Source organism: Leifsonia sp. 115AMFTsu3.1, from assembly GCF_004362795.1.
Classification (GTDB): Bacteria; Actinomycetota; Actinomycetes; order Actinomycetales; family Microbacteriaceae; genus Leifsonia.
Window position 1 is genome coordinate 650,003 of the sequence record NZ_SNYB01000001.1, and the last position, 25,428, is coordinate 675,430.

Here is a 25,428-nt window from a genome sequence, read left to right on the forward strand (position 1 = left end):
GTCCTAGCGGGTCAGGGTGACGTGGATGGTGCCGCTCTCGGCGACCTCGGTGGTCACCGTGTGCGTCGAGTCCATGCCGGTCAGGTCGTCGAAGAGCCGATTGCCGCGGCCCAGGAAGATCGGCGTGATCATGAGGTGGAGGTCGTCGACCAGTCCGGCCCGCAGGAAGGCGCGGGCCGTGCGGTACCCGCCGCCCACCCGGACGTCCTGGCCGCCAGCGGCCTCGGTCGCCTCGGCGAGCACGTCCTCCGGGGAGGCGTTGCGGAAGTGGAAGGTCGTGCCGCCGTCCATCTCGATCGCGGGGCGGGGAGCGGTGCTCGTGAGCACGAAGACCGGGGTTCCGAAGGGCGGCGTGTCTCCCCACCATCCCTTCCAATCCGGGTCGTCGGGGAACGAGTGGAGGCCGAACATCCCGGCGCCCAGGATCTCGGCGCCGATACCGTCGAAGAACTCACGGCCGACCCGGTCGTCGATGCCGGTCGTGCCGGCCCCGCTCGTGTCGCCGAAGATGCGCTCGCGGAACGTCCGGGTCGATGCCCAGGCGGCCGTGAGGCGGCCCCAGTCCTCGCCCATCGGAGAGTCGGGGGAGGCGTCGGACGGCGTGTAGCCGTCGAGCGAGGCGAAGAGGTTCATGCGGACGCGGGTCATGTCAGGAGTCCTTCGAGGTCGGCGCCGAGGCGCGGGCGAGGTGGATGCCGAGGCGGTCGGCCTGGTGCTCGGCGGGTGTGCGTTGCTCGCCGAGCCAGAGGTGCAGGATGTCGAGAGCGCCCGGCCGCAGGCTCACAGTTCGGACGCGCCCGTGCTTCTCGGAGGTGATCACTCCGGCGTTCTCGAGCACGCTCAGGTGCTGCATGAACGACGGCAGCGCCATCGGGAACGGTTCCGCGAGCTCGCTCACCACCGCCGGTGACGCCGCCAGCCGCTCCACGACGGCTCGCCGCGTGGGGTCCGCGAGGGCGCGGAGCACGGCGTCGAGCTCGTCGTAATACTTAGGCACATGCCTAAGTGTGGCGGCGACGGCCTCGTTCGTCAACCTGTGGTCAGGGTTTGGCGCCGTTGCTGAACGAACCGTGCAGGGTGGTGTCGGCGAACACCGTGGTGTCGATGACCGCGCGGACCGCATCCAGCGTCGCCGGGTCCGCGCCGTCGACGAGCACCGTCAGCGAGCCGTACTCGACGCGCATGGTGTACGGGATGGACGCCTCCAGTGAGGTGACATGCGGCGTCGCCGCCAGACGCGCGAGGCCCTCTGCGACGTCCGTGGAGGTCTCGATCGGGATGGTCTGGTCGAAGGTCCGGCTGTAGTGGACCGTCGTCTCGATGTGCCCGGGGCCGGCCGGCACCGTCAAGGAGAGGCTCACACCCGTCCACGCGAGATGCTGCGCCATCGTCGTCGGAACTGCCGCCGCCTGAGCCGGTGTCGCCTCCGCCTCCATCACGACGTCGACCTGGCTGGAGAAGTGGTTGGAGACGACCCGGCAGTCCGGTCGGTTCGGATCGTCCGAGGCGGTTCGTGAGTTCGATGTGCGCTCGCTCACCGTGTCGACGCGCGCGAGCTTTCGGACGGCGGCGACGGCCTCCCGGACCTCTCCGGCGACATGCGGATCGAGCGTCGGGGCCGGCGTCGGGGATGGATCCGGCTCGGCGCCGCGGGGAAGGCAGGCCTCCGCAGGCGCGGCGGAATCCCGGCCGGTCGCATCCCGCGCCAGCCCCTCGATCATCGAGCACCCGGACATGAGGGCGGCAGCGCAGACGATGGCCAGGATGGTGGCGGCGCGGCGAAGCATAGGCTCGAGGCTAGTGCGGTGGCCCGTTGCGGGCGTCAGCCTCCGGGATGAGCTCGGCCAAGCGGGTACACCAGGCCGACCCGGCGGCGATCGTTTCGGACCGCGATAGTCGGGTGCGGCGTCCCACGGCCTACCAGGCTGAAAGGCGAAGGAGGGACCGTGATCGCGATTCTCAACCGGGTGGTCGAGGTGATCGAAGACCACCTCGCCGACGACCTCGACCTCGCCGGGGTCGCCCGCGGACTCGGCACCACGGAGTACCACGTCCGTCGCATGTTCTCGTCGCTGGCGGGGATGCCGCTGTCGGAGTATGTGCGCCGCCGTCGTATGACGGTCGCCGTCGCCGACCTGCTCGGAGGTGACGACCTGCTCGCCGTCGCCGTGCGCCACGGCTACGGCTCCACGGAGGCGTTCAACCGGGCGTTCCGGTCGGTGCACGGCACGAGTCCCGCCACCGTGAGACGCGATGGCGGCCCCCTTCGCACGCAACCGCAGCTCAGGTTCCGCCTGACCGTAGAAGGGAACACCCCCATGGACACCCGAATCACCGACCGACCGGCCTTCCGGCTCGTGGGCCACGCAGCTCGCGTGCCGCTCATCCACGAAGGCGTCAACCCGCACATCCAGGCCCTCATCGCATCCATCGAGCCGGAGGAACACGCGCGACTGAAGGGTCTCAGCGACACCGAGCCGGCCGGCCTGCTCCAGGTCAGCGCCGACGTCGATCCCGACTACACCGAAGGCACCGAGCTCACCTATCTCCACGGTGTCGCGCGAACGCCGGACTCGCCGACACCGGACGACCTGGACGCCATCGCGGTCCCGGCCGGGACCTGGGCGGTGTTCCGCATCGACGGGGACTACCCCGCGGCGCTCCAGTCGGCGTGGGCCGCGACGGCGAGCGAGTGGTTCCCCTCCAACCCGTGGCGTCTGCGGCCGGGTCCGTCGATCGTCGCGGTCCTCGACCGATCGGCGGACTTCACCACCGCGACCTGCGAGTTGTGGCTGCCGGTGGAGCGCGCCTGACAGCGGATCAGCTGACCGCGCCGAGCGCCCGGCGGACACCCTCGACGTAGTCGGTCGGCTGCTCCCAGGCGGCGAAGTGGCCGCCGTGCGGGAACTCCAGCCAGTCGACGACGGAGAAGAACCGCTCGACGAACTGCCGCGGGGCGTTGACGAGGTCGCGCGGGAACACCGTCATGACCGTCGGGATCTCGATCCTCGGCCAGTCCTTCGGCGCCGCGGCCGCGTACGGAGTGAACGAGGTACCGATCGCGCCGGTGTACCAGTACGCCGAGATCCAGGTCAGGGCCTCGTCGGGGGTGAACGCCCGGCGGAGGTCGCCGCCGGAGTCCGTCCAGTCGATGAGTTTCTCCGAAATCCACGCGGCCATCCCCGCGGGGGAGTCGCCGAGCCCCACCGCGAGGGTTCGGGGGCGGGTGGACTGCTCGTGCATGTACCCGCCCTCGCGCTGCTGCCAGTCGCGGCCGCGCTCCACGTAGGCGCGCTCCGTCTCGTCGAGGTCGTCGGGGAGTCCGACGAGGAAGTGGTACTGCGAGAGGTCGGTCAGATGCAGGGCGCTGACGTGAGAGCCGTGGCGGCCGGCGATGGCCTCCCCGACATCGCATCCCACGTCGCCCGCCGAGATCACATACCGGTCGAACCCGAACTCAGCCATGGCGTCGGCGACGGCGTCCGCCATCTCGACCGACGACATCCCGCCGGCCTCCACCGGTGCGGCGAACGGATACCCGGGCAGAGCGGGGAGCACGAGCGTCACGTCGTCGAGCAGGGGCAGGATGCGCTCGAAACGGAGCACGGAGTCCGGCCAGCCGTGCAGCAGGAGGAGGACCGGCGCATCCTCGCGGTCGGCGGGCCGGACGAGCGCGCGGATGGGCACCGCGGTGTGTTCGGTCTGCACCCACGGCCAGGAGGCGATGCGGCGCTCGTGCTCGCGCCAGTCGTAGTCGTCCGCCCAGTACCGCAGCAGGTCGGACAGCACCTCGGGGTCGACTCCGCCGAGTCCGTCGCGCTGTGGCAGCGGCACCCTCCGGAACCGCTCGAGGCGCGAACGGAGGTCGGCGATCGCCTCCTCCGGCACCGGGATGAGGTCGTGACGCTTCATCGCTCCTCCTCCGCAGCCGCGCTGCGCGTCGTTGCTCTCACGCCCGATGCGCTCATGCCGACGCCGTCCGGATCCTCACCTCGCGCTCCATGCGCTTCTCGTGGCGTTGTCGGCCCTTCGCTGCCTCGAGCTCGCGGCTCTTCGGCGGGGCGTTCGTCACCAGCTGGTCGAGCATCCGTCTGGTCGCCTCGGCGATCTCGTCGATGGCCTGCTCGAACGCCGCGGTGTTGGCGCGGGAGGGATGCGTCGAGCCGCTGACCTTGCGGACGAATTGGAGTGCGGCCTCCCGCACCTCATCGTCGGTCGTGGGCGGTTCGAAGTTGTGAAGGCAACGGATGTTCCGGCACATGCGGCGACGATATACCGCCCACCGCCCTCCTCCCAACCGCCCACCGTCGAGTCCGCGATCTTTGCACGCTGAGGGTGCGAAAAGCGGTAAGTCTGTGCGGACTCGACGGTGGGCGGAGGGGGCGACGGCGACGGGTCAGGGGGTGAGGACGATGCGGCCGAAGACGGCGCCGTCATCCATGAGGCGGTGGGCGTCCGCCGCGCGGTCGAGCGGCAAGACCTCATGGACGACGGCGTGCAGCTCGCCGCGGATGGCGGCCTCGAACAGCTCGGCGCGTGCGGCGGAGCGCGCGAGCGGAGGGATGGAGTCGAGGCTGAAGGCGGCGACGGAGCGCGAGGCCTGGAAGCCCTGGAGGAGGCGCGCCCCGAAGTCGGCGGGCGGGAATCCCGCGACCGCACCGACCAGGACCAGGCGGCCATTGGGGGCGAGCCGGTCGATGAACGCCGGCATGCCGTCGCCTCCGACGATGTCCACGATCACGTCGAACGGACGGGAAGCCCCGTCGGGCCCGTGGCCGGACCGGTCGAGCACGTCCGTCGCCCCGAGCGCCGCAAGCCGACGGCCCCGCTCGGCGGACGAGGTCGTCACGGCCACCGCGGAAGCCCCTGCGCGCGCCGCCAACTCCACCGCGGCGATCCCGATGCTGCCGCTGCCACCGCGGATGAGCACCGAGTCGCCGGGCGCGAAGGGGGCGCGGGCGAGCGCGAATCGCGCGACGGGGGCCGCGCTGCCGATCGTCACCGCATCCACCGCCGACAGGTCGTCGGGGAGCGGGGTCACGTCCTCCACCAGGGCGACAGCGCGCTCGCTGTAGCCGCCCGATCGACCCGTGAACGCCCAGACGCGCCGACCGATCCAGGCGGGGTCCACGCCGTCGCCGACCCCGGCGACCGTCCCGGCGACCTCACTGCCCGGGATCATGCCCAGCGGGTAGCTCGAGCCGAGCGTCCCGCGCCGGATCACCGCGTCGACGCCTCCGACGCCGATCGCCTCCGTCTCGATCAGCAGCTGCCCGGCACCGGCTTCCGGCTCGGGGGCGTCGAGGACGGCCATCCCGCTCGGGTCGCCGTATTCCTGGATCGCAATCGCTCGCACGTCTTCTCCTTCTCGTTGCGGTACTCTCGCACGGTAGTGGACGCCCCCGTCCACTTGATCGAAGTGAGACCGTCGGGAGGACGAGTGACTCAGATCCTCCGCTCGGATGCGCAGGACAACCGCGACCGCATCCTGGCGGCGGCGCGCACCCTCTTCTCGGAGCGCGGACTCGACGTCGGGATGCGGGAGGTCGCCCGCCACGCCGAGGTCGGCCCGGCGACGCTCTACCGTCGGTTCCCCACGAAGCAGTCGCTCATCGACGAGGCGTTCCAGGTCGAGATGCGGACGTGCCGGGCGGTCGTCGAGGAGGGCTGCGCCGATCCCGATCCGTGGCACGGGTTCACATCGGTCATCGAGCGCCTGACCGCGCTCGACGTGCGGAACCGGGGTTTCGTCGACGCCTTCCTGTCGATCGCGCACAGCTCCGCAGCCTTCGCGCAGCACCGCCGGGAGCTGCTCGGGATGCTGGACGGTCTCGCGACGCGGGCGAAGGCGCAGGGCCGGCTGCGCCCCGACTTCGTCGTCGACGACCTGGTGCTCATGCTGCTCGCCGGCCGCGGCCTGGGGTCCGTGTCGCTCTCGCGGCGGGATGCGGCGGCGCGGCGCTTCGCGGGTCTCGCGATCGACGCCTTTCGGACCGACCGCGCCGCCTCCGCCGGCTGACCACCGGCGCTCAGCCGGCGGTGCTGCGGATCCCGTCGAGCTGGAGGTCGAGGTAGCGGCGCCAGTCGCCGCTTCCGGACATGTTGGCCATGGCTCCGCGGGTGATCAGGATGAAGTCGTCGGGCCGGAAGTCGGGGCGCAGCAGCCCGGCGTCGACGGCGCGCTGCACGACCCGGTCGACGATCTCCGAGAACGCGTGCTTCTCGGCGGCGATGTCGGCCCAGGTCGGCTCCTCCGGGCTGAGGATGGCGAAGCGGAACGCGGCGTCGGGCTGCGCCGATTCGAGGTAGCCGACGAGGAGGGTCTCGAAGGCCGCCCACGGGTCGTCGAGCTGTTCGGCCGCCCGGGCGAGTTCGGTGACCGCCGCGAACCGGCGCGCGATGATCGCCGCCCGCAGGGCCCGCTTGTCGGCGAAATGCCGGTAGAGCGTCCCGACGCCGAGCCCCGCCCGCGCGGCAATCTCATCCATCTGCACGTTGTCGCCGTGGCGTGCGAAAAGGTCGCTTGCCGCGTCGAGGACCGCTTCACGGTTGCGCCGGGCGTCGGCGCGCAGCGAGCGTTCCGGTGCGGTCATGATCCCTCACTGTAGTTGACGTCAGGGAGACGCCGGGGTTACATTCGGAACCGGAATTCAGGTTCATCTTATGGAGGTCTCATGATCGTCGTCACCACTCCCACCGGCCGGATCGGCAGCCGGCTCGTCACCCTGCTGCTCGAGCGGAGCAGCGACGTCCGCGTCATCGTGCGGGACGCATCCCAGCTCGACGACGCCGTCCGCACCCGCGTGGAGGTCGTGGAGGGATCGCACGCCGACCCGGCCGTCCTCGACGCGGCCCTGCCCGGCGCGGACGCGCTGTTCTGGCTCGTTCCGCCGAACCCGGCGGCACCGAGCGCCGAGGAGCACTACCTCGCCTTCGCGCGTGCCGCCTCGGCCGCGATCCGCCGGCACGGCGTCGGCTGTGTGGTCGGCGTCACCAGCGCCGGACACGACTTCCGGGAGCCGGCGGGCGTGCTGTCCGCCGCGTTCGCGATGGATGCGGAACTCGCCCGGTCCGGCGCGGCCTACCGGGCGTTGTCCCTGCCGTTCTACATGGAGAACCTGCTCGGGCAGGCCGACGCGATCGTGCGCCGCGGGGCCTTCTCGCTCACGTGCGCCGCCGATCGGCCGCTCGCGATGGTCGCGACCCGCGACATCGCCGAGCGCGCGGCGGACCTGCTCACCGATCCCACCTGGCACGGGCAGGAGAACCTCCCGCTGTTCAGCCCGGACCGCCTCGCGCCCGACGCGATCGCCCGCGTGATGAGCGAGGAGCTGGAACGCCCGGTCTCCTACGAGCCGATCGCGATGGACGACTTCGCCGAGCTCCTGCGGTCCCGAGGGGCGAGCGGGCAGGCGATCACCGACACGATCGAGATGTTCGCCGCACAGGATGCCGGCATCTACGACGCGGACTGGGCGACGGCCGAGATCGCCCCCACCGACTTCCGTACCTGGTGCCGCGAGGTGCTGCGCCCGGCGGTGGAACGAACCGCTGCGACGGTGGCCGCGAAATAATCGGGGGATGGACTCCTACTTCCAGCGCATCGACGACACCCGTTTCCGCCCGACCGTCGATGCGGGGGGAGCCTGGAACGACGGCGAGATCCACTTCAGCCCGCTCGGCGGCCTCATCGTGCACGCGATGGACCGCCACCGCGCCGACCGCGACGCTGCTCCGCTCTCGCTCGCGCGGGTGAGCTTCGACATCCTCGGCTTCCTCGCCGCCGACGTGTGCGACATCGCCGTGGAGACCATCCGTCCCGGCCGGACCATCGAACTGGTGGAGGCGACCGTCGTCATCGCAGGCCGTGCGGCCGTGCTCGCGCGGGCCTGGTACACCGTCGACGGCGACACGAGCGAGGTGGCGGGAGGCGAGCCGGAGCGGATCGCCGTTCCCGGTCCCGACCGGCGCTGGCCGATGACGGAGACCTGGCCCGGCGGCTACGTGGCCTCGCTCGAGATGCGCGCGGCCGAGGACCCGCGCCCGGGCCGCGCGACCGCGTGGCTGCGCACCGATCGGGCGATCGTCGCCGGTGAGGAGGCCAGCCCGCACGCCGCCTTCATCGCGCTGGTCGACACGGCGAACGGAATCGCCGTGCGCCGGCATCCGACCGAGTGGATGTTCCCCAACCTCGACCTGACCATCCACCTCTTCGCGCAGCCGACCGGGGAGTGGGTCGGCCTCGACACGACCGTCATCTTCGGGTCGACCGGGCAGGGCCTCACCAGCACCGCGCTGCATGACGTCTCCGGGCCGGTCGGCCGGGCGGAGCAGATCCTCACCGTCCGGCCGCTGCCCGGACGCGCCTAGGCCGGCTCAGTCGAGCACGGCGAGGGCGTCGATCTCCACCAGCATCTCCGCGCGGGGGAGTCCGGTGAACACCGTGGTGCGCGCCGGCAGAACGCCCGAAGGGACGCGCGACGAGAGGAACTCGCCGTACGCCTCGTTCATCGCCGCGAAGTCGTCGCGCGTGGTCAGGTAGACGCGCAGCATCATCACGTCGTCGAAGGTCGCACCGCCGGCCGTGAGGATCGCCTCCACGTTCTGCAGGGTCCTGATCGTCTGGCCCTTCACGTCTCCCTCGTGCACGTACGCGTTGGTGGCGGGGTCGACGGCCCCCTGCCCCGAGACCTGGAGGAACGGACCGCGCCGCACCCCCTGCGAGAAGACGTGCGCGGGGGCGGGGGCCTCGGCGGTGAAGACGGCGATGCGTTCGGACATGGCTTCCTTTCGAAGGGGGGATGGCTGGGTCAGGCGGCGCGGGCGCCCAGCTCCGCGGAGACACGCCCGGCCGCGGCCTGGAGCGCCGGGAGGAGCTCGACGACGCCCTCATACGGGAGGACGACGTTCGGGACGGAGATCGAGATGGCGGCGACGACACGACCGTCGGGGCCGTGCACGGGCGCGCCGATGCAGTTCATGAACGTCTCATGCTCCTCGTGGTCTTGCGCCCAGCCCCGTCGCACGCTGCGGTCGACCTCGGCGAGCAGGGCCTCGGGCGTGGTGATCGTCCGGTCGGTGAAGCGCTCGAAGTCGAGGCCGGAGACGACCGCGCCGCGCTCTGCGGCATCCAGCCCTCCCAGCAGCACTTTGCCGACCGCGGTCGCGTGCAGGGCGGCGGGGAGGCCGATCCGCGAGTACATGCGGAGCGGTTGCCGCGACTCGACCTTGTCGACGTAGGTCGCGACGCCGTCGTCGTAGGTCGCGAGGTGCACGGTCTGCCCGGTCTCGGCGGCGAGTGCCCGGAGCTCCGGACCGGCGGCGCCGCGCACATCCAGCGCATCCAGTGCACCGGAGGCGAGGGCGAGCACGGCCGGGCCGATCCGATACCGGTGGTGGCTGTCGCGGCCGACGAACCCACGCTGCTCCATCGTCTGGAGCAGGCGCAGGACAGTCGTCTTGTGGACGCCGAGCTCCGCGGCGAGCGGATCGAGGGTGGCGGTGCCCCGGGCGATGAGCCCGAGGAGGTCGAGCGCGCGGCCGAGCGACTGGCTCACGACGACACGCTCCAGGGAATCATGCCCGGACCGACGGACCAGCTCGCCCACTCGTCGTCGGACGCGCGCACGATCCTGTCGCGTTCCGTCTCGTTCGGAACGGCGGGCGGGCGGTCTCCGCGGCTGGTGAGGGTCAGCGCCGCCAGCGCGTGTCCGAGGCGGAGGCTGGCGGCGTCGTCGCGTCCCTCCGCGACTCCGCAGAGGAAGCCGGCAGCGAACGCGTCGCCGGCGCCGACGGGCTCCACCACGTCCACGGTGAGGCACGGGACGTGCACCTCTGCACCATTTCGCCGGTGGACGGACGCGCGACGGACGTCGTCCTTCACGACGATGGTGTCGAGCCGGGGATGCGCAGCGAAGAGCCGACCGGCGTCGCCGTGCCCGAAATACGCCTCGGCCTCGTCGCGACCGACGAAGAGGAGGTCGGCCTGGCCGACCAGGGCGGTCAGCGCGGAGGTGTCGCCGTCGCTCCAGAGTTGAGGGCGGAAGTTGAGGTCGACGCTGAGCCGGGTGTCCGCACCGAGCGCCTGCCGCAAGCCCGAGACGGCGTCGGCCGCAGTGCGGGACAGTGCCGCCGTGATGCCCGAGGTGTGCACGAGTTCGGCCCGGGCGAGGAGGGCGGCGACGGGCGGAGCGGCCACGGTGTCCGGCGACAGGGCAGAGGCCGCGGATCCGCTGCGGTGATAGTGCATCCGGGTGCGGACGCCCTCCGCGGCCCGGATCGTCTCCTTGATGTAGAGCCCCGTCGGCCGGATGGGATCGAGTTCGACGGCGGACGTGTCGACTCCCGCCTCGTCCGCGACACGACGGATGCGCTCGCCGAACCCGTCGGTTCCGAGCCGCGACACCCACGACGTGGGCACGCCGAGGCGCGCGAGGCTGGTCGCGACGTTGAACTCCGCGCCGCCGACGTCCGAGCCGAAGGTGCTCGCGTCGGCCAACGATTGCTGCGCGTCCGGATAGAGGACCACCATCGCCTCGCCGATCGTGACCTGGAGACCGGCGCTTCGCATGCGGTGTGCCCTTCCTCGATCGACGGACTCCATGCTAGACAGGGATGCACACAAGACGCAATTACCGTTGCATATCGTGCAACCACCGAGGGAGGCCTGTGCCGGACGTCAAAGCGATGCCCCTCGGTGGGCCACCCGCCGCCATCGACACCCTCGCGGCCGATCGCCCGTCGTTGTCCGCCTTCCCGACCCCTCTCGTCACCCTCAGCGAGGATGCGCTCGCACACAACCTCCGGACGATGGCGGCCTGGTGCGCCTCCGCGGGAGTAGGACTGGCGCCGCACGGCAAGACCACCATGAGCCGGGTGCTGTGGCAACGGCAGCTGGATGCGGGCGCCTGGGGGATCACGGTCGCAACGCCCTGGCAGGCGTCGGTGGCGCTCGACTGGGGCGTCCCGCGCATCCTGCTGGCCAACGAGCTCGTTCAGCCGGCGGCGATCCGCGCTCTCGCCCCGTACGCCGCCCGGCTGACCGTCTGGGCCGACTCGGTGCGTGCCGTGGAACTCCTCGCGAGCGTGCTGGACGAGGTGGATGCTCCCGTGCCGCTGGCGGTGCTGGTCGAGCTGGGAGGCGCGGGAGGCCGGACCGGGGCACGTGGCGTCGACGCGGCTCTCGAGGTCGCGCGTGCCATCGCCGCTGCTCCCACGCTGCGGCTGGCAGGGGTCGGCGGGTACGAGGGTGCGCTGGCGCACGATGCATCGACTTCATCGCTCGACCGTGTCCGGTCGTACCTCGCCGAGATGGTGCGGCTGCACGAGGAACTGGATGCGCAGGATCTCTACCCGGCGGAGGGCCCGGTGCTGCTCACCGCCGGTGGCAGTGCGTACTTCGACGATGTCGCGGCTGTCCTGGCTCCGCTCCGCGACCTGGAGGGCGAGCGCGGGCGGCCGGTCGATGTGGTGCTCCGGTCCGGCGCGTACATCACCCATGACGACGGCTTCTACCGCGGCATCACACCGTTCTCCCGTGGTGGCTCCGGCGAGCGGCTCCGCTCCGCGATCCACGGCTGGGCGACGGTCCTGTCGCGGCCGGAACCGGGCCTCGTCCTGGTGGATGCCGGCAAGCGCGACCTGCCCTACGACGAGGGCCTCCCGGAGGTTCAGGCGGTGCGGCCGCTGCGCGGAGGACCCGCTGTCCCGGTGGAGGGAGCGGAGGTGACCGCCATGAACGATCAGCACACGTTCATCCGGGTCCCCGCCGACGCGCTCGTCGAGGTGGGCGATGTCGTCCGGCTGGGCCTGTCGCATCCCTGCACCGCATTCGACAAGTGGCGCGCGCTGCCGCTCGTGGACGACGCGCTCGCCGACGACCCGCGGGTCATCGGGCTGATCGAGACCTTCTTCGGCTAGGAGTCCTGATGCTCATCCCCACCCTCGAGCGCGACCGCGCGCTCGCCGTCGTCCGCGCACCACGCGTCGACGACCCGGCAGCCCTGTGCCACGCGCTGTCGGCGGGCGGCATCCGCACGGTCGAGTTCACGTTCACGACGCCGGGCGTCGAAGCGGTGATCGCCGAGGCGGTCCGCGGTGCCGACGACGTGATCGTCGGCGCCGGCACGGTGACGGATGCGCGCTCGGCCGAGGCGGCGGTCGCGGCCGGTGCGCGGTTCCTCGTCACGCCCGGCATCAGCGAGGGCGCGGCGGGGGTCGCGCGCGAGGCGGGCATCCCGATCCTGCTCGGAGCGCTGACACCGTCGGAGGTGATGCGCGCGCTGGCGCTCGGAGCCGCCGCGGTCAAGATCTTCCCGGCCGGGCTGGTCGGCCCTGCCTACCTCACCGACCTGCGGGGCCCGTTCCCGGGTGTGCCCGTCGTGCCGTCCGGCGGCCTTGATGCCGCCAATGCGGCCGACTGGATGCGCGCGGGCGCCCTCGCCGTCACGGCCGGCTCCAGCGTGGTCGGCGCCGCGCTGGTCGAGGCCGCCGACTGGGCGACCGTGACCGCGCGGGCGCGGGAGTTCTCGACGGTGGCACTGAGCGCGTGAGCGGCATCCTCCTCCGCGACGCCCTGATCCTGGACGGCTCGGGGAGCCCGGGCGTCATCGGCGACGTCCTGATCGAGAACGGGCGGATCGCCGGGGTGGGAGGCCGCATCCATGCCGGGGACGCCCGCATCGTCGCTGCGGAGGGACTGGCCGTCGCTCCCGGGTTCATCGACATGCACGCCCATTCGGACCTCGCGGTTCTCACCGATCCGGAGCTTCGGGCGAAGACGACGCAGGGGGTCACCACCGAGGTCCTCGGGCAGGACGGACTCTCCTACGCACCCGCTACCGAACGGACGCGGGGGATCCTGCGCGAACAGCTCGCCGGCTGGAACGGCCTGCCCTCCGGCAGCGACGTCGGCTGGCGCCGTGTCGCCGACTACTTGGACGAACTGGAGCGGCATCCACTCGCGGTGAACGCCGCCTACCTGCTTCCCCACGGCACCATTCGGATGAACGTCATCGGAACGGAGGACCGGCCGCCGACGGCGGAGGAGCTCGAGACGATGCGCGCGGAGGTGGACCGGGGGATGCGCGACGGCGCCTTCGGGCTGTCGGCGGGGCTGTCGTACGTGCCGGGGATGTTCGCGAGCACGGATGAACTCGTCGCCCTGTGCGCGGTCGTCGCCCGCCACGGCGGCTTCTTCGCCCCGCACCAGCGGTCGTACGGAGCGGGCGCGCTCGACGGCTACGCCGAGATGATCGACATCGCCGCACGGTCGGGGAGCGCCCTGCATCTCACGCACGCCACCATGAACTTCGACGTGAACCGGGGTCGAGCGGGCGAGCTGCTCGACCTGGTCGACCGGGCGGTCGCCGCCGGCGTCGACGTGACGCTCGACAGCTACCCCTACCTCCCGGGGTCGACGACGCTCGCCGCGCTCCTGCCGAGCTGGGTGCAGACCGACGGCCCGGAGGCCACCCTGCAGAGACTGCGCGATCGGGAGGTGCGGGTCCGGATCGCTCACGTGCTCGACACGACCGGGAGCGATGGGAGCCACGGTGTCCCGGTGGACTGGGCCGCCGTGCAGGTGGCCGGGGTGCGGGACGGATCGCTCGCCGACCGGGTCGGCCGCACCATCGCCGATCTCGCTCGCGACGCAGGCCTTCCGCCTGCGGAGGTGTACCTCGACCTGCTGGAGCGGGACCGCCTGGGGACGACCATCCTGCACCACGTGGGCGACGAGCAGAACGTCCGCGCCGTCATGCGCCACTCCCGGCACACCGCAGGCAGCGACGGGATCCTCGTCGGCGACCGGCCGCATCCCCGCGCCTGGGGAACCTTCCCGCGCTACTTGGGCCGTTACGTGCGGGAGGAGGGGGTCCTGACCCTCGAGGAGGCGATCGTGCACCTCTCGGCACGACCGGCCCGTCGGCTCGGACTCGAGGACCGCGGCCGCATCGCGCCGGGCTTCGTCGCCGACCTCGTTCTGTTCGATCCGGATCGAGTCGCCGACGCCGCCACGTTCGACGATCCGCGGCGCCCTGCGGAGGGCATCCCGTGGGTCCTCGTCGCCGGCGAACCGGTGATCGAGGATGGCGAGCGGACGCTCGCGACCCCCGGCCGCGCGCTCCGTCGCGGCGCGGGACGTTGCTAACCGCGCCGTGAAGGGATAACGTGAGCGGCGCTCAAATGCAATGGCCCAGCGGCCGTCGCATCCATCAGCTCCAGAACCATCTGCTTCAGAAGGAGACCCACCGTGAGTGATTCCAACCTGCCCCCGAGTTACCCCGCCTCGTCGTCGCCGGCCCCTGCCGCCGGCGGTCCGGTCACCCCTCCGCAGCAGGTGAACATCGCGTTCTGGCTGTACATCGTCGGTGCGGCCCTGAGCCTCATCTCGCTCATCGTCTCGCTGGCCACGGTCGGTTCGCTGAAGGATGAGGTGCAGCGTCAGCTCGCCGCGCAGGGTCAGCAGATCTCCGACAGCGCGCTGAACGCCACGGTCACCGCATCGGTGACGTTCGCCATCGTCTTCGGCATCCTCTACATCGCCGCCTACGTGCTCTTCGCGTACTTCATGCGCCGTGGCGCGAACTGGGCGCGCATCGTCCTTCTCGTCGTGACGGTGCTGTCGCTGTTCGGCATCCTCGGCGGCTTCGGCATCGGCGCCGCGCGCGTCGTCGTCGGCGTCATCGCCACCATCCTGATCTTCCTGAAGCCCGCGAACGACTACTTCCGCGAGGTCAAGGCGCGCAAGCAGCCGCGGGCCTGACCGCCGCTGCTCCCCAGGGCTCAGCGGGATGCGCTCCGGCGCTCCCGCTGGGCCCTTCGCCGTTCGCGAGCCCTCCCGGCGCCGACCGTTGCGGCGCTCGCTAGAGTCGACGGATGAACCGCACCGACCGGCTGTACGCCATCGTGGAGGCGCTCCGCGCCGTGGCGCCGCGCCCGCTCAGTGCGCGGCGGCTGGCCGAGCGGTTCGAGGTCAGCACCCGCACCATCGAGCGCGACCTGTCGTCGCTTCAGCAGACCGGCGTCCCCATCTGGGCGGAGCCAGGCCGGACCGGCGGCTACTGCCTCGACACCGCGCACACGCTCCCTCCGCTGGGGCTGACGGTCGAGGAGGCGCTCGCCGTCACGATCGGGCTCGGGATGCTCGCGTCCAGCCCGTTCGGAGCCGAAGCGTCAGCGGCGCTCGGCAAAGTGCTCGCGGTGATGGACGGCAGCAGGGCCGAGGAGACGCGGGCGCTCGCGGCGCGCGTCCACCTGCTCCAGGGCGACCCGCCCGCGCCTGCGCCCGACGGGTTCTCGGACGCCCTGCGCGCCGGGACGGTGTTCCGGCTCCGCTACCGCGACCGGGCGGGCGTCGAGACGGAACGCGAGGTCGAGCCGCAGGGATACGTCGGCCGGGACGGGACCTGGTACTTGATCGCCTGGTGCCGCACGCGGGGTGCCATCCGGGCATTCCGCGGCGATCGCATCGTCGCCGCCGAGCCGACGGGCGAGAGGCCGCCGCGGCGGGAGCTCACGGCCGCCGACCTCGACATCCCGTACGGAGACCTGCGCCCGGTACTCGGACCCTGAATCCTGGAAACACCGACAGGACGCTGTCGCCGGGGCACGCGACCATGGTTCTGCGCGGGTCGAGCGGCCCGGGCGGAGAGGTTCACCATGGCTTTCAGCTCGATCAGGATCATCACCCACGACGTCGATCGACTCGTGCGGTTCTACGAACTCGTCACCGGGAAGACGGCGTCCCGTCCCGCCCCGGTGTTCGCCGAGTTCCGGGAGGGAACGGTGGCGCTCGCCATCGCCGACGTCGCGACGGTCGCCATGCTCGGCGACGACGCTCCCCGGCCATCGAGTGGCGGACCGGCCATCGTCGAGTTCGAGGTGGACGACGTCGACGGCGAGTTCGACCGCCTGCGTGACGCCCTCACAGACATCGTGCTGGAGCCGACGACGATGCCGTGGGGCAACCGCTCCACGCTGTTCCGCGACCCCGACGGCACCCTCGTCAACCTGTTCGCGCGCCCGCAGCCCGCTCCCTGAGCGAGGCACGTGACGGCGCTCTGTCACCGACGGCGGCCGCGCACCTTTCCGTGCAGCCTCATCAACCGGGGGACCACCAGGTAGACGGCCGTCGGCACGACGATGAGGGTGAGGACGAAAGCCCGCAGGATCGGGTGCCAGTCCTCCGCGAACGGAGCGATGGCGTAGAAGCCGAGCGTGACCAACGGGAAGATGGCGATCCACGTGATCAGCGCCCTGACGTGGATGGAAGGCGGCGGTGCCGAAGGCGGGATGCGTGTCGGTGCTGTCGCGGGCTGAGACATGGTCAGGGGTCCTCTCGAATCGGGCCGTGCGGTCGAGGACCACGATGTCAGCACGGTCGACGCGCGACTGTGATTCGTTGCCGAAACAGGAACGGGCTGCTTGGATGACCGGGTGAGCATCTCCCAGCGCATCGCGCGCGAACTGGGCAGCATCCCTTCCCGGCTGCGCCACGCCCGTCAGAAGCAGGACATGACGCTGGAGGAGCTCGCGCAGGCGACGGGAATCTCCAAGAGCACCCTCTCGCGGCTGGAATCCGGCCAGCGCAAACCCAGTCTGGAACTGCTGCTGCCGGTCGTCGCCGCACTCGCGATCTCGCTGGATGACATCGTCAACGCCCCCACGATCGCCGACCCGCGCGTGCAGCGGAAGGCGACCCACGCGGACGGCCGCGAGCTCACCCGCCTCTCCCAGCCGCACAGTGAGCCGCAGGCGTTCAAGATCGTCATCCCGGCCACCGAGCGGGAGCCCGCGCTGCGCACCCACGACGGGTTCGAGTGGATCTACGTGCTCGACGGGCGACTCCGGATCGTCCTGGGTGAGCACGACATCGTGATGGGTCCCGGCGAGGCCGCCGAGTTCGACACCAGGAATCCGCACTGGTTCGGTTCGGCGGGCAGCGGGCCGGTCGAGATCCTCAGCATGTTCGGCAAGAACGGCGAGCGGATCCACCTTCGGGCCCGCTCGCGAGGGGCGGCATCGACACCGCCCGCTGACAAGCCCACCCGCTAGGGCGATCCGCCTCTCTTGTGCGCCGCGGCCGCTGGGTGAACGGCCAGATCATCTACGTCAACGGTGGGGCCATCTGACGCGACGATCCGCCGCCCACCCTGCGCCCACCTCAAGCGCGCCGGGCGCCTACGGCAGGGCGACAACCTTTCCGCGCAGCGTGCCGGCGGCGGCCTGCTCGTGGATGCTGCGAAGCTCGGCGAGCGGCACGCGGTGGGCGACGTCGACCCGGAGGTCGCCGCTGTCCACGAGGGAGACGAGCTCGGCGAGCTGCTCCGCATCGCTCCGCACGAAGACCACCACGCTGCGGACATTCCGCTCCGCGTCGTCGGGGGCGGGCATCCATGCGGTCGTGCTGACCACCACGCCACCGTCGCACACCCGTGCGACCAGGGCCGCGAACTCGTCGGGCTCCAGCGGGGCCAGGTTGAGGAGGACGTCGACCGGTTCGGCGACCGCGTCGAGCACCGAGCGTGCGGTGTGGTCGATGACCTCATCCGCGCCCGCCTCACGGACGGTCGCGCTGCTGCGCGGGCTCGCTGTGGCGATGACGTACGCGCCGGCACGCTTGGCGAGCTGCACCGCGTAGCCGCCGACGGCCCCGCCCGCACCCGTGATGAGGATGCGCTGGCCCGACGTGAGTCCCGCGTCGTCGAACAGCGCCTGCCGCGCGGTCAGGGCGACCGAAGGGAGGGCGGCCGCATCCGCCAGCGGGATGGAGTGCGGGGCCCGGGCGAGCACCTCGGCGGGGGCGATGGCGTACTCGGCCGCCGAGCCGTCGGCGGTCATCGGCAGGAACCCGACGACCTCGTCGCCGACGGCGAGACCCTCGACGCCCGCGCCCAGCGCATCGACCGTGCCCGAGACGTCGTAGCCGGGGATGTGCGGCAGCGTGATCGGGATGGGCAGGCTGCCCGCGCGGATGCCGTTGTCGGCGGGACTGAACGCCGAGCCGGCGACGCGGAGCCGCACCTCGCCCGCGCCCGGGACGGGGAGCTCGGCTTCCTCGTAGCGGAGCACGTCGGGTTCGCCGGTCTCGTGGAAACGGATTGCCTTCATGGTCATGACTTCCTCTCAGGATGGTCGCGGCACCCGTCCTCGGCGTCGCACTCTCATCAAGCGGAGGAAATCATCCGTTTATTCCCCGGTATCGGGAGAGATCCCGCGCAGGAAGATCGCCCGCTGCTCCTCGGCGGCCCGCGGCCAGTCGGAGACGTTCGGCATGGGCTGTGCGAGCATGGCCCCGAAGCGGACAACGGTGCCCGCGTCGACCTCCCGCCGCACGGAGCCGTCGGCATGGCCGCGCCAGACGATGGCGGCCATCGTCTGCTGCATCCGGCCCCGCAGCTCCGCCGACTCCGTCCCCTCGGTCATCGGGCCGCCGTGCAGGGGGAGGACCAACTGGTCGCGGTGCTCGAACGACTGCCGCAGGAAACGGGCGATCGCATCCCGACCCGTCTCGCCGGACGCGAGCGCGTCCTCCGCCTCGGCGAGGATGAGGCGGTAGGCGCGCACGGCCATCGCCTCGAGCAGCGCCTCCCGGTTCGGGTACCGGCGGTACAGGGTGCCGATGCCGACCCCGGCGTCGGCCGCGATCTTCTCGAGCGGGACGAACCTGCCCTCGGCGAGCCCGGAGCGGACGGCCGCGGCGATCAGCCGGTCGGCGTTCTCCGCCGCATCCCTTCTCAGCTTCTTCGGTTCGCTGCCCGCCATGACCTGCCCTCGGATCCACTCGACGTCGTCGCCCCACGATAGTTGCTCGAGGGTCGTCGAGCGGGGCGCGTCAGACCCGCCCGGCGAAGCGGTAGCGGAAGCCCGTGCCCGTCCCCGCGGTCACGACCACGTCGTAGTAGCCCCACTCGTCGACCGGCCAGTCGACCGATCGGGATCCGCGCGGCGGCACCGTGACCTGCTCGGCGTGGTCGGTGAAGTCGTTCCCCACCAGGCGGAACCGGACGGCCGCTCCACCCTCGTTCGTGAGCGTGAGGCGGAGGCTGCGCGACCCGACCGCACCGACGGCGGCCGTCGTGTGCGGGACGCCGATGTCGCGGCGGTCACCGCGCACGACGGTTCCGGCGAACCGGCGCAGGAAGCGGTCGGGACCATAGACGCTGACGTCGTACAGACCGTCGGTCGCCGCCGCGTCCCACACCCAGTCCGCCGTCGCACCGGCCGCCAGCGTGTGCGGGTCGGCCTGGAAGGGCAGCGCGATGTTCGGGAAGACCTGGTGGTTGACGCCTACCGTGCCCTGGTTGCGCATGGTCAGCGTGACCCGGCCGCTCGTGCGGTCGACCGCGACGTCGGCGCTCTGCCGGTAGGGGAGCGTCCGGTGGCGGGGCGCGCCCGCATCCTGTCCGGGCATGGACTGGGCGCCGACCGCCGGCACGGCCACGGGCGGCTTGCTGCGGTCCGCGTCGGCGGCGGCGACCAGCTGCTGCGTCTGCGCGAGGCCGGGCACGACGTCCGTCCCCGGGATGCTGAAGTCGGGATGCGCGAAGTCGAAGCAGCTCAGCAGGTCGCCCGAGACGGTCCGCCGCCACTGCGAGATGTTGGGCTCGGTGACCCCGGTGATCGCCTCCAGGAACCGGATGACCGACGTGTGGTCCGAGGTCTGCGAGTTGACCCATCCACCGCGCGACCACGGCGAGACGACCGTGAGCGGCACGCGGGAGCCGAACCCGATGGGCAGGCCGTTGACGAACTCGTCCGCGGTCCCCGCCTGCGGGAACGGCGGCAGCACGTGGTCGAAGTAGCCGTCGTTCTCGTCGTAGTTGATGAGCAGGACGGTCGAGGCCCAGGTCTCCGGATTGCTGAACAGCGCCTGCACGACGGCGTTCGTGTAGTGCGCGCCGTAGTCGGGGCTGGCCGACGGGTGCTCGCACCAGCCGTACGGGGCGACGATGTACGAGACGGTGGGGAGCGAGTTCGTCGCGCAGTCCCGGCCGAAGTCGGACAGCAGGTAGGTGACGTCGAGCCCGCGCCCGGAGTCGGCCTTCCAGCCGTCGTGCAGCCCGCCGTTGAGCGCGAGCTGCCGCGTCGCCGGATCGGAGGAGGCCAGCGCGTCGTGGTACTGCTGGAACAGCCAGAGCGGGTTGTCGCCGTAGTCGCCGACGTACGGGTGGCTGCCGCTGTCGCCGACCTCGTCGTTGGCGTAGGTCTTCCAGCTCACGCCCGCCGCCTGAAGCCGTTCGGCGTAGGTGCCCCAGCGGTACACCGGGTTGTAGTCGGCCGGGTTGTCGATGGCCGGGCCGCCGAGACCGCCCGCCGGGTTGATCATCCCGGACCACTGGTAAAGGCGGTTGGGGGTCGTCGGGCCGTTGAGCGAGCAGTGGTAGTCGTCGCACACGGTGAAGGCGCTGGCCAGGGCGTGCTGGTAGGGGATGTCGTCGCGGGTGAAGTAGCCCATGGTCTGCTCGCCCTTGGCGGCGACCCAGCGGTTCCAGGCGCCCTTGTTCCACGCGGTGTGCCCGCCGCTCCAGCTGTGATCGAGACCGCCCGCGTTCTGCGAGTTGTACTTCGTCGAGTCCATGCGGAACGGCAGCATCACCTGCCCGTCGGCGCGCGATGCATCCGGCTGGTGGAAGATGTCCCCGCCTCCGGGGTACTCCAGGATCTGCTTGTCGGCGAACCCGCGGACGCCCGGGAGGGTGCCGTAGTAGTGGTCGAACGACCGGTTCTCCTGCATCAGGACCACCACGTGCTTGATGTCCTTGTAGGTGCCGGTGAGTTTCGCGGCCGCGGCGGCGGGGAGGGCGGCCCGGCCGGCGGTCCCGTAGGCGACACCGGCCATGATCGCCGCGGCGCCGCCGAGGAGGAGCGTTCGACGGCTCACCCCGCGCGGGACGGAGCTGACGTACGCGGCGTTCTCGTCGAGCGGCGGCGCCGCGTCGAACGTGACTTCGGGCGCGTGGCGCTCCGGCTTGGATCGGCTCATGGGTTCGCTTCCTCCGGGTGTGCGTTCGGTTCTGCTGCTGCGATGCCGGAGGGAGTGGATGCGTCCATCCGGCGGCGGATCAGGATCGTCAGGGCGCCGATCACGACGGCCGCCATCGCGAGGCCGGCCATCACCAGGCCGAGCACGTCGCCGGTGCGGGCCAACGCTCCGGGCAGGCCGGCGTGCGGGGCGGTGGCGCTCGTGCCCGGGTCGGCAGGCGCGGCTCCGCCTCCGCTGCCCGCGCCGCCGCCGGTCGGGGGCGCTGCGAGCACGATGGTCGCCTCCACCGCCGCCCGATCCGACACCCAGCGGTTGGCGTTCGACGGCGATGCCTGCGGGAACCCGTCGATGACGAGGTTGGCGTCCTGCACGGTCATCGCTCCGGCGACGTACGCGTAGTCGAGCCGGTCGAGGAGGGCTGGTCGTGCCGCCGCCGCACTCACGGTGCCGCCGAGGATGCCGGCCGTCGCGCCGGGGTCGGCGGCGGTGTCCGTGCGGGCTGTGCGGAACGCATCCACCAGGCCGGCCGCGTGGAGCTCCGACGTGACCGGCCAGGCCACCGGGCCCGCTGCGCAGTTCGCTGCCGAGGCCGCGCCGGCCCAGTCGACGTCCGACGGCGACTCCAGGTCGCCGAGCAGCAGCAGCCGGCCCTCCGGCGCCGAGGCATGGGCGGCGCGCGCGGCTCGGGCGATCGCCTGCGTCTGCGCGTACCGCGTGCTCGCCTTCTCGGCGGAGACGGCGGCCGCGGCCCCCTCGGTGCAGACCGCCGCCCGGTCGGGGCCGCCGCCGTCGAGGGCGACATCCCATACGGGCAGGTCCGTCCCGCCGATGGCGGCCGACACCGCGAGGACGGCCCCGGCCGGCGCAGGGAGCGCGGTCAGGGGGAAGGGCGCGATCACGGCGAGGCCGGTCGGGTCCTCGACCACGTTCCAGCCGAGCCGCTGCGCCACCGCGGTGGCGTTCCCGCCGGTCTCCTGCAGCGCGACAAGGTCGAAGCGGTTGACGAGCACCGACCGCGCCAGCTTGCCGACGGCGTCGTCGACGTGGGTTCCGCCATCCCACATGCTCAGCGTCGCGGCGTGCACGGCCGGCGGAGCACCGGGTTCGCTGATCGGCAGCTCGATCGTCAGGGTTGCGGTCAGGCCACTGGCCTCGGTGGCGAGCACCGTCAGCAACGGGGTCTGCGCCGGGATCGACGCGGGCGTCGTGCCCGCCACCGTCCCGTCGGGCGCGACCGCGAGCCAGCCCGGGCCGTTTTGTGCGGTGAACGTCGCCGCGGCGGGAGCCGCGCCGCGCACGCCGGTCCACATCCCGGCGACGGAGAAGCGCACGGCCGTCGACGGCGCGGCGGCAGGCCGGACGATGTCGTCGGTGAGGAAGTGGTCGACGGTCGGCTCGGTGGACCCGGTGAGCGGCGGTTCGGCCTTCAGGGCGAACGTGATGGGCGGTGCCAGGTTCACATAGCCGTCGTCGTAGAGCAGGACGGCGGCGACGGTGTGGCCGCCGGTGAGCGCCCCCGCCGGGATCGTGACCGTCCCCGATGTCGCGTTCGGCACGTACGCCCAGGTGGTCGATGCTCCGTGCGACGCGCCGCCGCTCGGCGCCGTTGCGGGATCGTCGTAGATCCCGATCCAGTTCTTCGCGTTGGGGGTGGCGGTGGTGAACGAGAAGGTCAGCGGCTTCCCGGCCATCGGATCCTGTGTGAGAAGCGTCAGCGTCCCGCTGTCGGTCGGTCCGGAGGCCGCTGGGGCGAGCCGGAAGACGACGGGCTGCGCGAGCCAGGTGTAGCCGTCGTCGGCGAGCAGGTACGCGATCACGTCGTGTCCCGACGTGAGTGCGCCCGCCGGGATGGTGACGGTGCCGGAGGTGCCGGACACGTATGACCACGCGGTCGAGCCGGCTCCGGGGTAGGTCTGGTTCAGCGGGGATTTCTTCGGGTCGTCGTAGATGGCGACCCAGTCGGTCCCGGACGCGTTCGCGTCACCGGTGGAGTACGAGAACGTCAGGTCGCCGCCGACCCGCGGGGTCGCCGTCGTGAGGGCGAGCGAACCCCCGGTGGCGTACCCGACGTGGAAGGTGACGGGCTGCGCGAGCCAGGTGTAGCCGTCCGCGTACAGGAAGTACGCGACGAGGTCGTGGCCAGGAGTGAGCCCCGCGCTCGCGACCGTGACCGTGCCGCTGGAGGCCGCCGTCGTCGCGTTGACGTACGCCCAGTCGGTGGAGGAGCCGTGGCTCTTCTCGTCGGTCGGGCCGGTGGCGGGGTCGTTGTACACCGCGACCCAGTTCTTCGTATTCGGCTTGTCCGTCGTGTACGAGAACGTGAGCGGATCGCCGGGCGCCGGCGTGGTGTTCGTGAGCGTCAGCGTCCCGTTCGGAGTGGGCGCTGCGGCGGCCGGCTGGGCGACGACGCCGAGTGCGGCCGTCGCGGCGACGACGGCGCCGATGAGGGCCGCGGCGACGGTCGACCGGGTGATCCTGCGCACGGGTGCTCCTTCGGGTGAGGCCGCGGGCGGGGCGGGATCCCGAACCCGCACCGCGCCCGTCGGCACAGGTCCCCACCCAACCGACCGCAACGGTCGCGGACCCTGCGGGCTCGCGACGTACGGGTGAACGGCCGTCGAACCGGAGCCGTCAACCTGGCACCGTCTGCGCACTCAGCAGCGGGGAGCACGGGCACGGGCACGCGGGATACCGGGGAGAGCGGTCACACTGGTCTGTACAAGTGTTTGCACCCGGGCGGATGCACGCGACCAGGATGAGCGGAAGGACCGAACATGCCGACGCTGTACCGAGAGATCGCCGAAGACCTGGGCGCGCGCATCCTCCAGGGCGAGTTCGGCGCGGGCACCTCCCTGCCGTCGGAGAACCGGATGGCGGAGACCTACGGCGTCGCCCGCGGCACCGTGCGACGGGCGCTCGCCCTGCTGCGCGCCCGCGGCGACCTGACCTCGCGCCAGGGCTCCTCGTGGGTCGTCGCCGCGGCGCGCCAAGGGCAGGAGTTCGACGAGCTGCGCTCCTTCGCCCAGTGGGCACGCAGCAGGGGGATGACGCCGGGCGGCCAGGTGGTGTCGCTCCAGACCGCGCCCGCCCGCGTCGCCGAACGCCGCCGCCTCCACCTCGACGAGGGGGACGAGGTGCTGCGGGTGGTCCGGGTCCGCACACTCGACGGCCGGCGCGTGATGCTCGAGCGGACCACGTACGCCACCTGGATGATCCCGATCATCCAGTCGCTCTCGCCGCGCGAGGCATCGGTCGTGCAGGTGCTCTTCGACCGCTTCGGGATCGTCACAGGCCAGGCCGACAACACGCTGGACGCGACCGCCGCGACGAGCGAGGACGCCCAACTGCTCGGCGTGCGCCGTTCGTCCCCGCTGCTCCGGCTGCGCCGGGAGAGCTCCGACGCGGGAGGCCGCCCGATCGAGTACGGCGAGGACCGCTACGTCCCCGGAACGGTCGCCTTCCAGGTGCACACCCGGCTCACCGCCGCGGCGATGCGGAGGATGGGCGGCTGAGTCGATCGGGCACGGGGATGATCGCAGGGCGAGCCGGTGCTAGGCTTCCGGCGTCCGTGCAGCAGATCGAGGAGGTGATACCCATGAACGAAACGACGTGGGTGCTCTTCTCTGAGGACACGGTCGGGCGATAGGTCGTCCGGGAGCGCCCTTCAGGCACTCCACGAAAGGCACGACCATGCACTTCGACTTCACTTCAGCACCACACCTCGTCGACGGCGTCACCGAGCGCCGCTTCACCCTCGGCGGAATCCCGGGCATCCTGTGGACGCCCGAATCCGCATCCTCCTCCGCGCCCGTCCCGCTGATCCTGCTGGGGCATCCCGGCGGCGTCGAGCAGATGCACCCGCGGCTCGTCGGGCGAGCGCGACAGGCCGCGGCCGACGGCTTCGCTTCGCTCACCATCGAGCTGCCCGGGACGGGCGACCGCCCGCCATCGGCGGTGACGGAGGAGGCGCGCGCCGACCTCCGTCGCACGCTCGCGGCGGGAGACCCGGTCGGCCCTGACCTCGTCGACCGTCTCGTGCTCCCGCTCGTCGAGGGGGCCGTCCCAGAATGGCGGTCCGCGATGGATGCGGCGCTCGCACTGCCGGAGATCGCCGGTCCGGTCGGGTACTCCGGCGGATTCATCTCGATCGGCGTCCGGCTGGCTCTCACCGAGCCACGGGTGGTCGCGGCCGGGCTCTTCGCCGGCAGCTACATCCCGTCCGTCATCCAGGAGGAGGCGCGGCAGGTCACCGTCCCGCTGCACGTGCTCCTGCAATGGGATGACGAGGGCAACGACCGGCAGGCGGCGCTCGACCTGTTCGACGCGTTCGGCTCGGCGGAGAAGACGTTGCAGGCGAACCTCGGCGGCCACCGCGGAGTCCCCGCGTTCGCCGGCGAGGACGCGGCCCGGTTCTTCGCCCGGCACCTGCGCTGACGACATCG

28 protein-coding genes are annotated in these 25,428 nt (G+C 71.8%); 13 read left to right on the forward strand and 15 right to left on the reverse strand.

Annotation, left to right across the window (positions count from 1 at the left end):
* Positions 1-3: 3 nt before the first annotated feature.
* From AXZ95_RS03280 to AXZ95_RS03290, 3 genes are read right to left on the reverse strand one after another with little or no spacing between them, the layout of a single operon-like run.
* Positions 4-648, reverse strand: a complete 645-nt coding sequence (locus AXZ95_RS03280) for a dihydrofolate reductase family protein (RefSeq protein ID WP_018189574.1) — start codon at positions 646-648, stop codon at positions 4-6.
* Position 649: 1 nt separating this feature from the next.
* Entirely contained in the window at positions 650-997 is a 348-nt protein-coding gene (locus tag AXZ95_RS03285) for a metalloregulator ArsR/SmtB family transcription factor (protein WP_018189575.1), read from the reverse strand.
* A 43-nt stretch (positions 998-1,040) separates the two neighbouring features.
* Positions 1,041-1,787 (reverse strand): hypothetical protein, encoded by a 747-nt coding sequence (locus AXZ95_RS03290; RefSeq protein ID WP_018189576.1) that lies wholly within the window; start codon positions 1,785-1,787, stop codon positions 1,041-1,043.
* A 159-nt stretch (positions 1,788-1,946) separates the two neighbouring features.
* Here AXZ95_RS03290 and AXZ95_RS03295 point away from each other — a divergent pair, with 159 nt between their 5' ends.
* Complete coding sequence (locus AXZ95_RS03295; RefSeq protein WP_018189577.1) at positions 1,947-2,813, forward strand: AraC family transcriptional regulator; 867 nt, start codon at positions 1,947-1,949, stop codon at positions 2,811-2,813.
* Between the two features lie 7 nt (positions 2,814-2,820).
* Here AXZ95_RS03295 and AXZ95_RS03300 read toward each other — a convergent pair whose 3' ends face one another.
* The 3 genes from AXZ95_RS03300 to AXZ95_RS03310 all read right to left on the reverse strand — a co-directional run bounded on the left by AXZ95_RS03300 (position 2,821) and on the right by AXZ95_RS03310 (position 5,356).
* A complete protein-coding gene (locus tag AXZ95_RS03300) occupies positions 2,821-3,912 on the reverse strand; it encodes an epoxide hydrolase family protein (RefSeq protein ID WP_018189578.1) in 1,092 nt (363 codons plus the stop codon).
* Positions 3,913-3,964: 52 nt separating this feature from the next.
* Positions 3,965-4,261, reverse strand: coding sequence for a DUF2277 domain-containing protein (locus AXZ95_RS03305; protein WP_018189579.1), 297 nt, complete (start codon positions 4,259-4,261; stop codon positions 3,965-3,967).
* Between the two features lie 135 nt (positions 4,262-4,396).
* Positions 4,397-5,356 carry a zinc-binding dehydrogenase gene (locus AXZ95_RS03310; RefSeq protein ID WP_018189580.1) on the reverse strand — a complete coding sequence of 320 codons (960 nt, stop codon included), beginning with the start codon at positions 5,354-5,356 and terminating at the stop codon, positions 4,397-4,399.
* Between the two features lie 84 nt (positions 5,357-5,440).
* Here AXZ95_RS03310 and AXZ95_RS03315 point away from each other — a divergent pair, with 84 nt between their 5' ends.
* The gene (locus AXZ95_RS03315; protein ID WP_018189581.1) at positions 5,441-6,019 is read left to right on the forward strand and encodes a TetR/AcrR family transcriptional regulator; all 579 of its coding nucleotides are present in this window, start codon (positions 5,441-5,443) and stop codon (positions 6,017-6,019) included.
* A gap of 10 nt (positions 6,020-6,029) precedes the next feature.
* Here the strand turns inward: AXZ95_RS03315 and AXZ95_RS03320 are convergent, their stop codons facing one another.
* Positions 6,030-6,593 (reverse strand): TetR/AcrR family transcriptional regulator, encoded by a 564-nt coding sequence (locus AXZ95_RS03320; protein ID WP_018189582.1) that lies wholly within the window; start codon positions 6,591-6,593, stop codon positions 6,030-6,032.
* An 81-nt stretch (positions 6,594-6,674) separates the two neighbouring features.
* Here AXZ95_RS03320 and AXZ95_RS03325 point away from each other — a divergent pair, with 81 nt between their 5' ends.
* Positions 6,675-7,574, forward strand: a complete 900-nt coding sequence (locus AXZ95_RS03325) for an NAD(P)H-binding protein (RefSeq protein WP_018189583.1) — start codon at positions 6,675-6,677, stop codon at positions 7,572-7,574.
* Between the two features lie 7 nt (positions 7,575-7,581).
* Entirely contained in the window at positions 7,582-8,370 is a 789-nt protein-coding gene (locus AXZ95_RS03330) for a thioesterase family protein (protein WP_018189584.1), read from the forward strand.
* 6 nt (positions 8,371-8,376) lie between these two features.
* Here the strand turns inward: AXZ95_RS03330 and AXZ95_RS03335 are convergent, their stop codons facing one another.
* The 3 genes from AXZ95_RS03335 to AXZ95_RS03345 are packed head-to-tail and all read right to left on the reverse strand — an operon-like array spanning position 8,377 to position 10,570.
* Positions 8,377-8,781, reverse strand: a complete 405-nt coding sequence (locus tag AXZ95_RS03335) for a RidA family protein (RefSeq protein ID WP_018189585.1) — start codon at positions 8,779-8,781, stop codon at positions 8,377-8,379.
* A 29-nt stretch (positions 8,782-8,810) separates the two neighbouring features.
* Positions 8,811-9,557: an IclR family transcriptional regulator gene (locus tag AXZ95_RS03340; protein ID WP_026307033.1), complete on the reverse strand. Its 747-nt coding sequence runs from the start codon at positions 9,555-9,557 to the stop codon at positions 8,811-8,813.
* Positions 9,554-10,570, reverse strand: coding sequence for a sugar kinase (locus tag AXZ95_RS03345; RefSeq protein ID WP_018189587.1), 1,017 nt, complete (start codon positions 10,568-10,570; stop codon positions 9,554-9,556). Before AXZ95_RS03345 ends, AXZ95_RS03340 begins: the two co-directional genes overlap by 4 nt.
* Before the next feature lie 98 nt (positions 10,571-10,668).
* On the opposite strand from AXZ95_RS03345, the gene AXZ95_RS03350 reads away from it, so the two are divergent.
* The 6 genes from AXZ95_RS03350 to AXZ95_RS03375 all read left to right on the forward strand — a co-directional run bounded on the left by AXZ95_RS03350 (position 10,669) and on the right by AXZ95_RS03375 (position 16,041).
* Positions 10,669-11,919 carry an alanine racemase gene (locus AXZ95_RS03350; RefSeq protein WP_018189588.1) on the forward strand — a complete coding sequence of 417 codons (1,251 nt, stop codon included), beginning with the start codon at positions 10,669-10,671 and terminating at the stop codon, positions 11,917-11,919.
* A gap of 8 nt (positions 11,920-11,927) precedes the next feature.
* A complete protein-coding gene (locus tag AXZ95_RS03355; RefSeq protein ID WP_018189589.1) occupies positions 11,928-12,551 on the forward strand; it encodes a bifunctional 4-hydroxy-2-oxoglutarate aldolase/2-dehydro-3-deoxy-phosphogluconate aldolase in 624 nt (207 codons plus the stop codon).
* Positions 12,548-14,149 carry a D-aminoacylase gene (locus AXZ95_RS03360; RefSeq protein WP_018189590.1) on the forward strand — a complete coding sequence of 534 codons (1,602 nt, stop codon included), beginning with the start codon at positions 12,548-12,550 and terminating at the stop codon, positions 14,147-14,149. Before AXZ95_RS03355 ends, AXZ95_RS03360 begins: the two co-directional genes overlap by 4 nt.
* A gap of 102 nt (positions 14,150-14,251) precedes the next feature.
* The gene (locus AXZ95_RS03365) at positions 14,252-14,764 is read left to right on the forward strand and encodes a hypothetical protein (protein WP_018189591.1); all 513 of its coding nucleotides are present in this window, start codon (positions 14,252-14,254) and stop codon (positions 14,762-14,764) included.
* 113 nt (positions 14,765-14,877) lie between these two features.
* The gene (locus AXZ95_RS03370) at positions 14,878-15,573 is read left to right on the forward strand and encodes a YafY family protein (RefSeq protein WP_018189592.1); all 696 of its coding nucleotides are present in this window, start codon (positions 14,878-14,880) and stop codon (positions 15,571-15,573) included.
* 87 nt (positions 15,574-15,660) lie between these two features.
* Positions 15,661-16,041: a VOC family protein gene (locus tag AXZ95_RS03375; protein ID WP_018189593.1), complete on the forward strand. Its 381-nt coding sequence runs from the start codon at positions 15,661-15,663 to the stop codon at positions 16,039-16,041.
* A gap of 23 nt (positions 16,042-16,064) precedes the next feature.
* Here AXZ95_RS03375 and AXZ95_RS19565 read toward each other — a convergent pair whose 3' ends face one another.
* A complete protein-coding gene (locus AXZ95_RS19565) occupies positions 16,065-16,325 on the reverse strand; it encodes a hypothetical protein (RefSeq protein ID WP_166645307.1) in 261 nt (86 codons plus the stop codon).
* Between the two features lie 112 nt (positions 16,326-16,437).
* Here AXZ95_RS19565 and AXZ95_RS03380 point away from each other — a divergent pair, with 112 nt between their 5' ends.
* Positions 16,438-17,055, forward strand: coding sequence for an XRE family transcriptional regulator (locus AXZ95_RS03380; protein ID WP_018189596.1), 618 nt, complete (start codon positions 16,438-16,440; stop codon positions 17,053-17,055).
* Between the two features lie 126 nt (positions 17,056-17,181).
* On the opposite strand, the gene AXZ95_RS03385 is transcribed toward AXZ95_RS03380, so the two are convergent.
* The 4 genes from AXZ95_RS03385 to AXZ95_RS03400 all read right to left on the reverse strand — a co-directional run bounded on the left by AXZ95_RS03385 (position 17,182) and on the right by AXZ95_RS03400 (position 23,469).
* Positions 17,182-18,117: an NADP-dependent oxidoreductase gene (locus tag AXZ95_RS03385; RefSeq protein WP_018189597.1), complete on the reverse strand. Its 936-nt coding sequence runs from the start codon at positions 18,115-18,117 to the stop codon at positions 17,182-17,184.
* A gap of 72 nt (positions 18,118-18,189) precedes the next feature.
* The gene (locus tag AXZ95_RS03390) at positions 18,190-18,765 is read right to left on the reverse strand and encodes a TetR/AcrR family transcriptional regulator (RefSeq protein WP_018189598.1); all 576 of its coding nucleotides are present in this window, start codon (positions 18,763-18,765) and stop codon (positions 18,190-18,192) included.
* A gap of 70 nt (positions 18,766-18,835) precedes the next feature.
* A complete protein-coding gene (locus AXZ95_RS03395; RefSeq protein WP_018189599.1) occupies positions 18,836-20,986 on the reverse strand; it encodes a phospholipase C, phosphocholine-specific in 2,151 nt (716 codons plus the stop codon).
* A complete protein-coding gene (locus tag AXZ95_RS03400) occupies positions 20,983-23,469 on the reverse strand; it encodes a hypothetical protein (RefSeq protein WP_018189600.1) in 2,487 nt (828 codons plus the stop codon). Before AXZ95_RS03400 ends, AXZ95_RS03395 begins: the two co-directional genes overlap by 4 nt.
* Positions 23,470-23,760: 291 nt before the next feature.
* Between AXZ95_RS03400 and AXZ95_RS03405 the strand changes: the two genes are divergently transcribed.
* Together AXZ95_RS03405 and AXZ95_RS03410 are read left to right on the forward strand one after the other, a co-directional pair.
* Positions 23,761-24,498 (forward strand): GntR family transcriptional regulator, encoded by a 738-nt coding sequence (locus AXZ95_RS03405; RefSeq protein ID WP_018189601.1) that lies wholly within the window; start codon positions 23,761-23,763, stop codon positions 24,496-24,498.
* A gap of 178 nt (positions 24,499-24,676) precedes the next feature.
* Positions 24,677-25,420 (forward strand): alpha/beta hydrolase, encoded by a 744-nt coding sequence (locus AXZ95_RS03410; RefSeq protein ID WP_018189603.1) that lies wholly within the window; start codon positions 24,677-24,679, stop codon positions 25,418-25,420.
* Positions 25,421-25,428: the final 8 nt, after the last annotated feature.

Bases quoted from the DNA above. Each gene is read 5' to 3' on its own strand.
- AXZ95_RS03370 (WP_018189592.1), top strand. From the start codon at position 14,878: ATGAACCGCACCGACCGGCTGTACGCCATCGTGGAGGCGCTCCGCGCC.
- AXZ95_RS03300 (WP_018189578.1), bottom strand. From the start codon at position 3,912: ATGAAGCGTCACGACCTCATCCCGGTGCCGGAGGAGGCGATCGCCGAC.
- AXZ95_RS03330 (WP_018189584.1), top strand. From the start codon at position 7,582: ATGGACTCCTACTTCCAGCGCATCGACGACACCCGTTTCCGCCCGACC.
- AXZ95_RS19565 (WP_166645307.1), bottom strand. From the start codon at position 16,325: ATGTCTCAGCCCGCGACAGCACCGACACGCATCCCGCCTTCGGCACCG.
- AXZ95_RS03305 (WP_018189579.1), bottom strand. From the start codon at position 4,261: ATGTGCCGGAACATCCGTTGCCTTCACAACTTCGAACCGCCCACGACC.
- AXZ95_RS03355 (WP_018189589.1), top strand. From the start codon at position 11,928: ATGCTCATCCCCACCCTCGAGCGCGACCGCGCGCTCGCCGTCGTCCGC.
- AXZ95_RS03290 (WP_018189576.1), bottom strand. From the start codon at position 1,787: ATGCTTCGCCGCGCCGCCACCATCCTGGCCATCGTCTGCGCTGCCGCC.
- AXZ95_RS03335 (WP_018189585.1), bottom strand. From the start codon at position 8,781: ATGTCCGAACGCATCGCCGTCTTCACCGCCGAGGCCCCCGCCCCCGCG.
- AXZ95_RS03325 (WP_018189583.1), top strand. From the start codon at position 6,675: ATGATCGTCGTCACCACTCCCACCGGCCGGATCGGCAGCCGGCTCGTC.
- AXZ95_RS03405 (WP_018189601.1), top strand. From the start codon at position 23,761: ATGCCGACGCTGTACCGAGAGATCGCCGAAGACCTGGGCGCGCGCATC.
- AXZ95_RS03390 (WP_018189598.1), bottom strand. From the start codon at position 18,765: ATGGCGGGCAGCGAACCGAAGAAGCTGAGAAGGGATGCGGCGGAGAAC.
- AXZ95_RS03410 (WP_018189603.1), top strand. From the start codon at position 24,677: ATGCACTTCGACTTCACTTCAGCACCACACCTCGTCGACGGCGTCACC.
- AXZ95_RS03395 (WP_018189599.1), bottom strand. From the start codon at position 20,986: ATGAGCCGATCCAAGCCGGAGCGCCACGCGCCCGAAGTCACGTTCGAC.
- AXZ95_RS03345 (WP_018189587.1), bottom strand. From the start codon at position 10,570: ATGCGAAGCGCCGGTCTCCAGGTCACGATCGGCGAGGCGATGGTGGTC.
- AXZ95_RS03385 (WP_018189597.1), bottom strand. From the start codon at position 18,117: ATGACCATGAAGGCAATCCGTTTCCACGAGACCGGCGAACCCGACGTG.
- AXZ95_RS03375 (WP_018189593.1), top strand. From the start codon at position 15,661: ATGGCTTTCAGCTCGATCAGGATCATCACCCACGACGTCGATCGACTC.
- AXZ95_RS03320 (WP_018189582.1), bottom strand. From the start codon at position 6,593: ATGACCGCACCGGAACGCTCGCTGCGCGCCGACGCCCGGCGCAACCGT.
- AXZ95_RS03280 (WP_018189574.1), bottom strand. From the start codon at position 648: ATGACCCGCGTCCGCATGAACCTCTTCGCCTCGCTCGACGGCTACACG.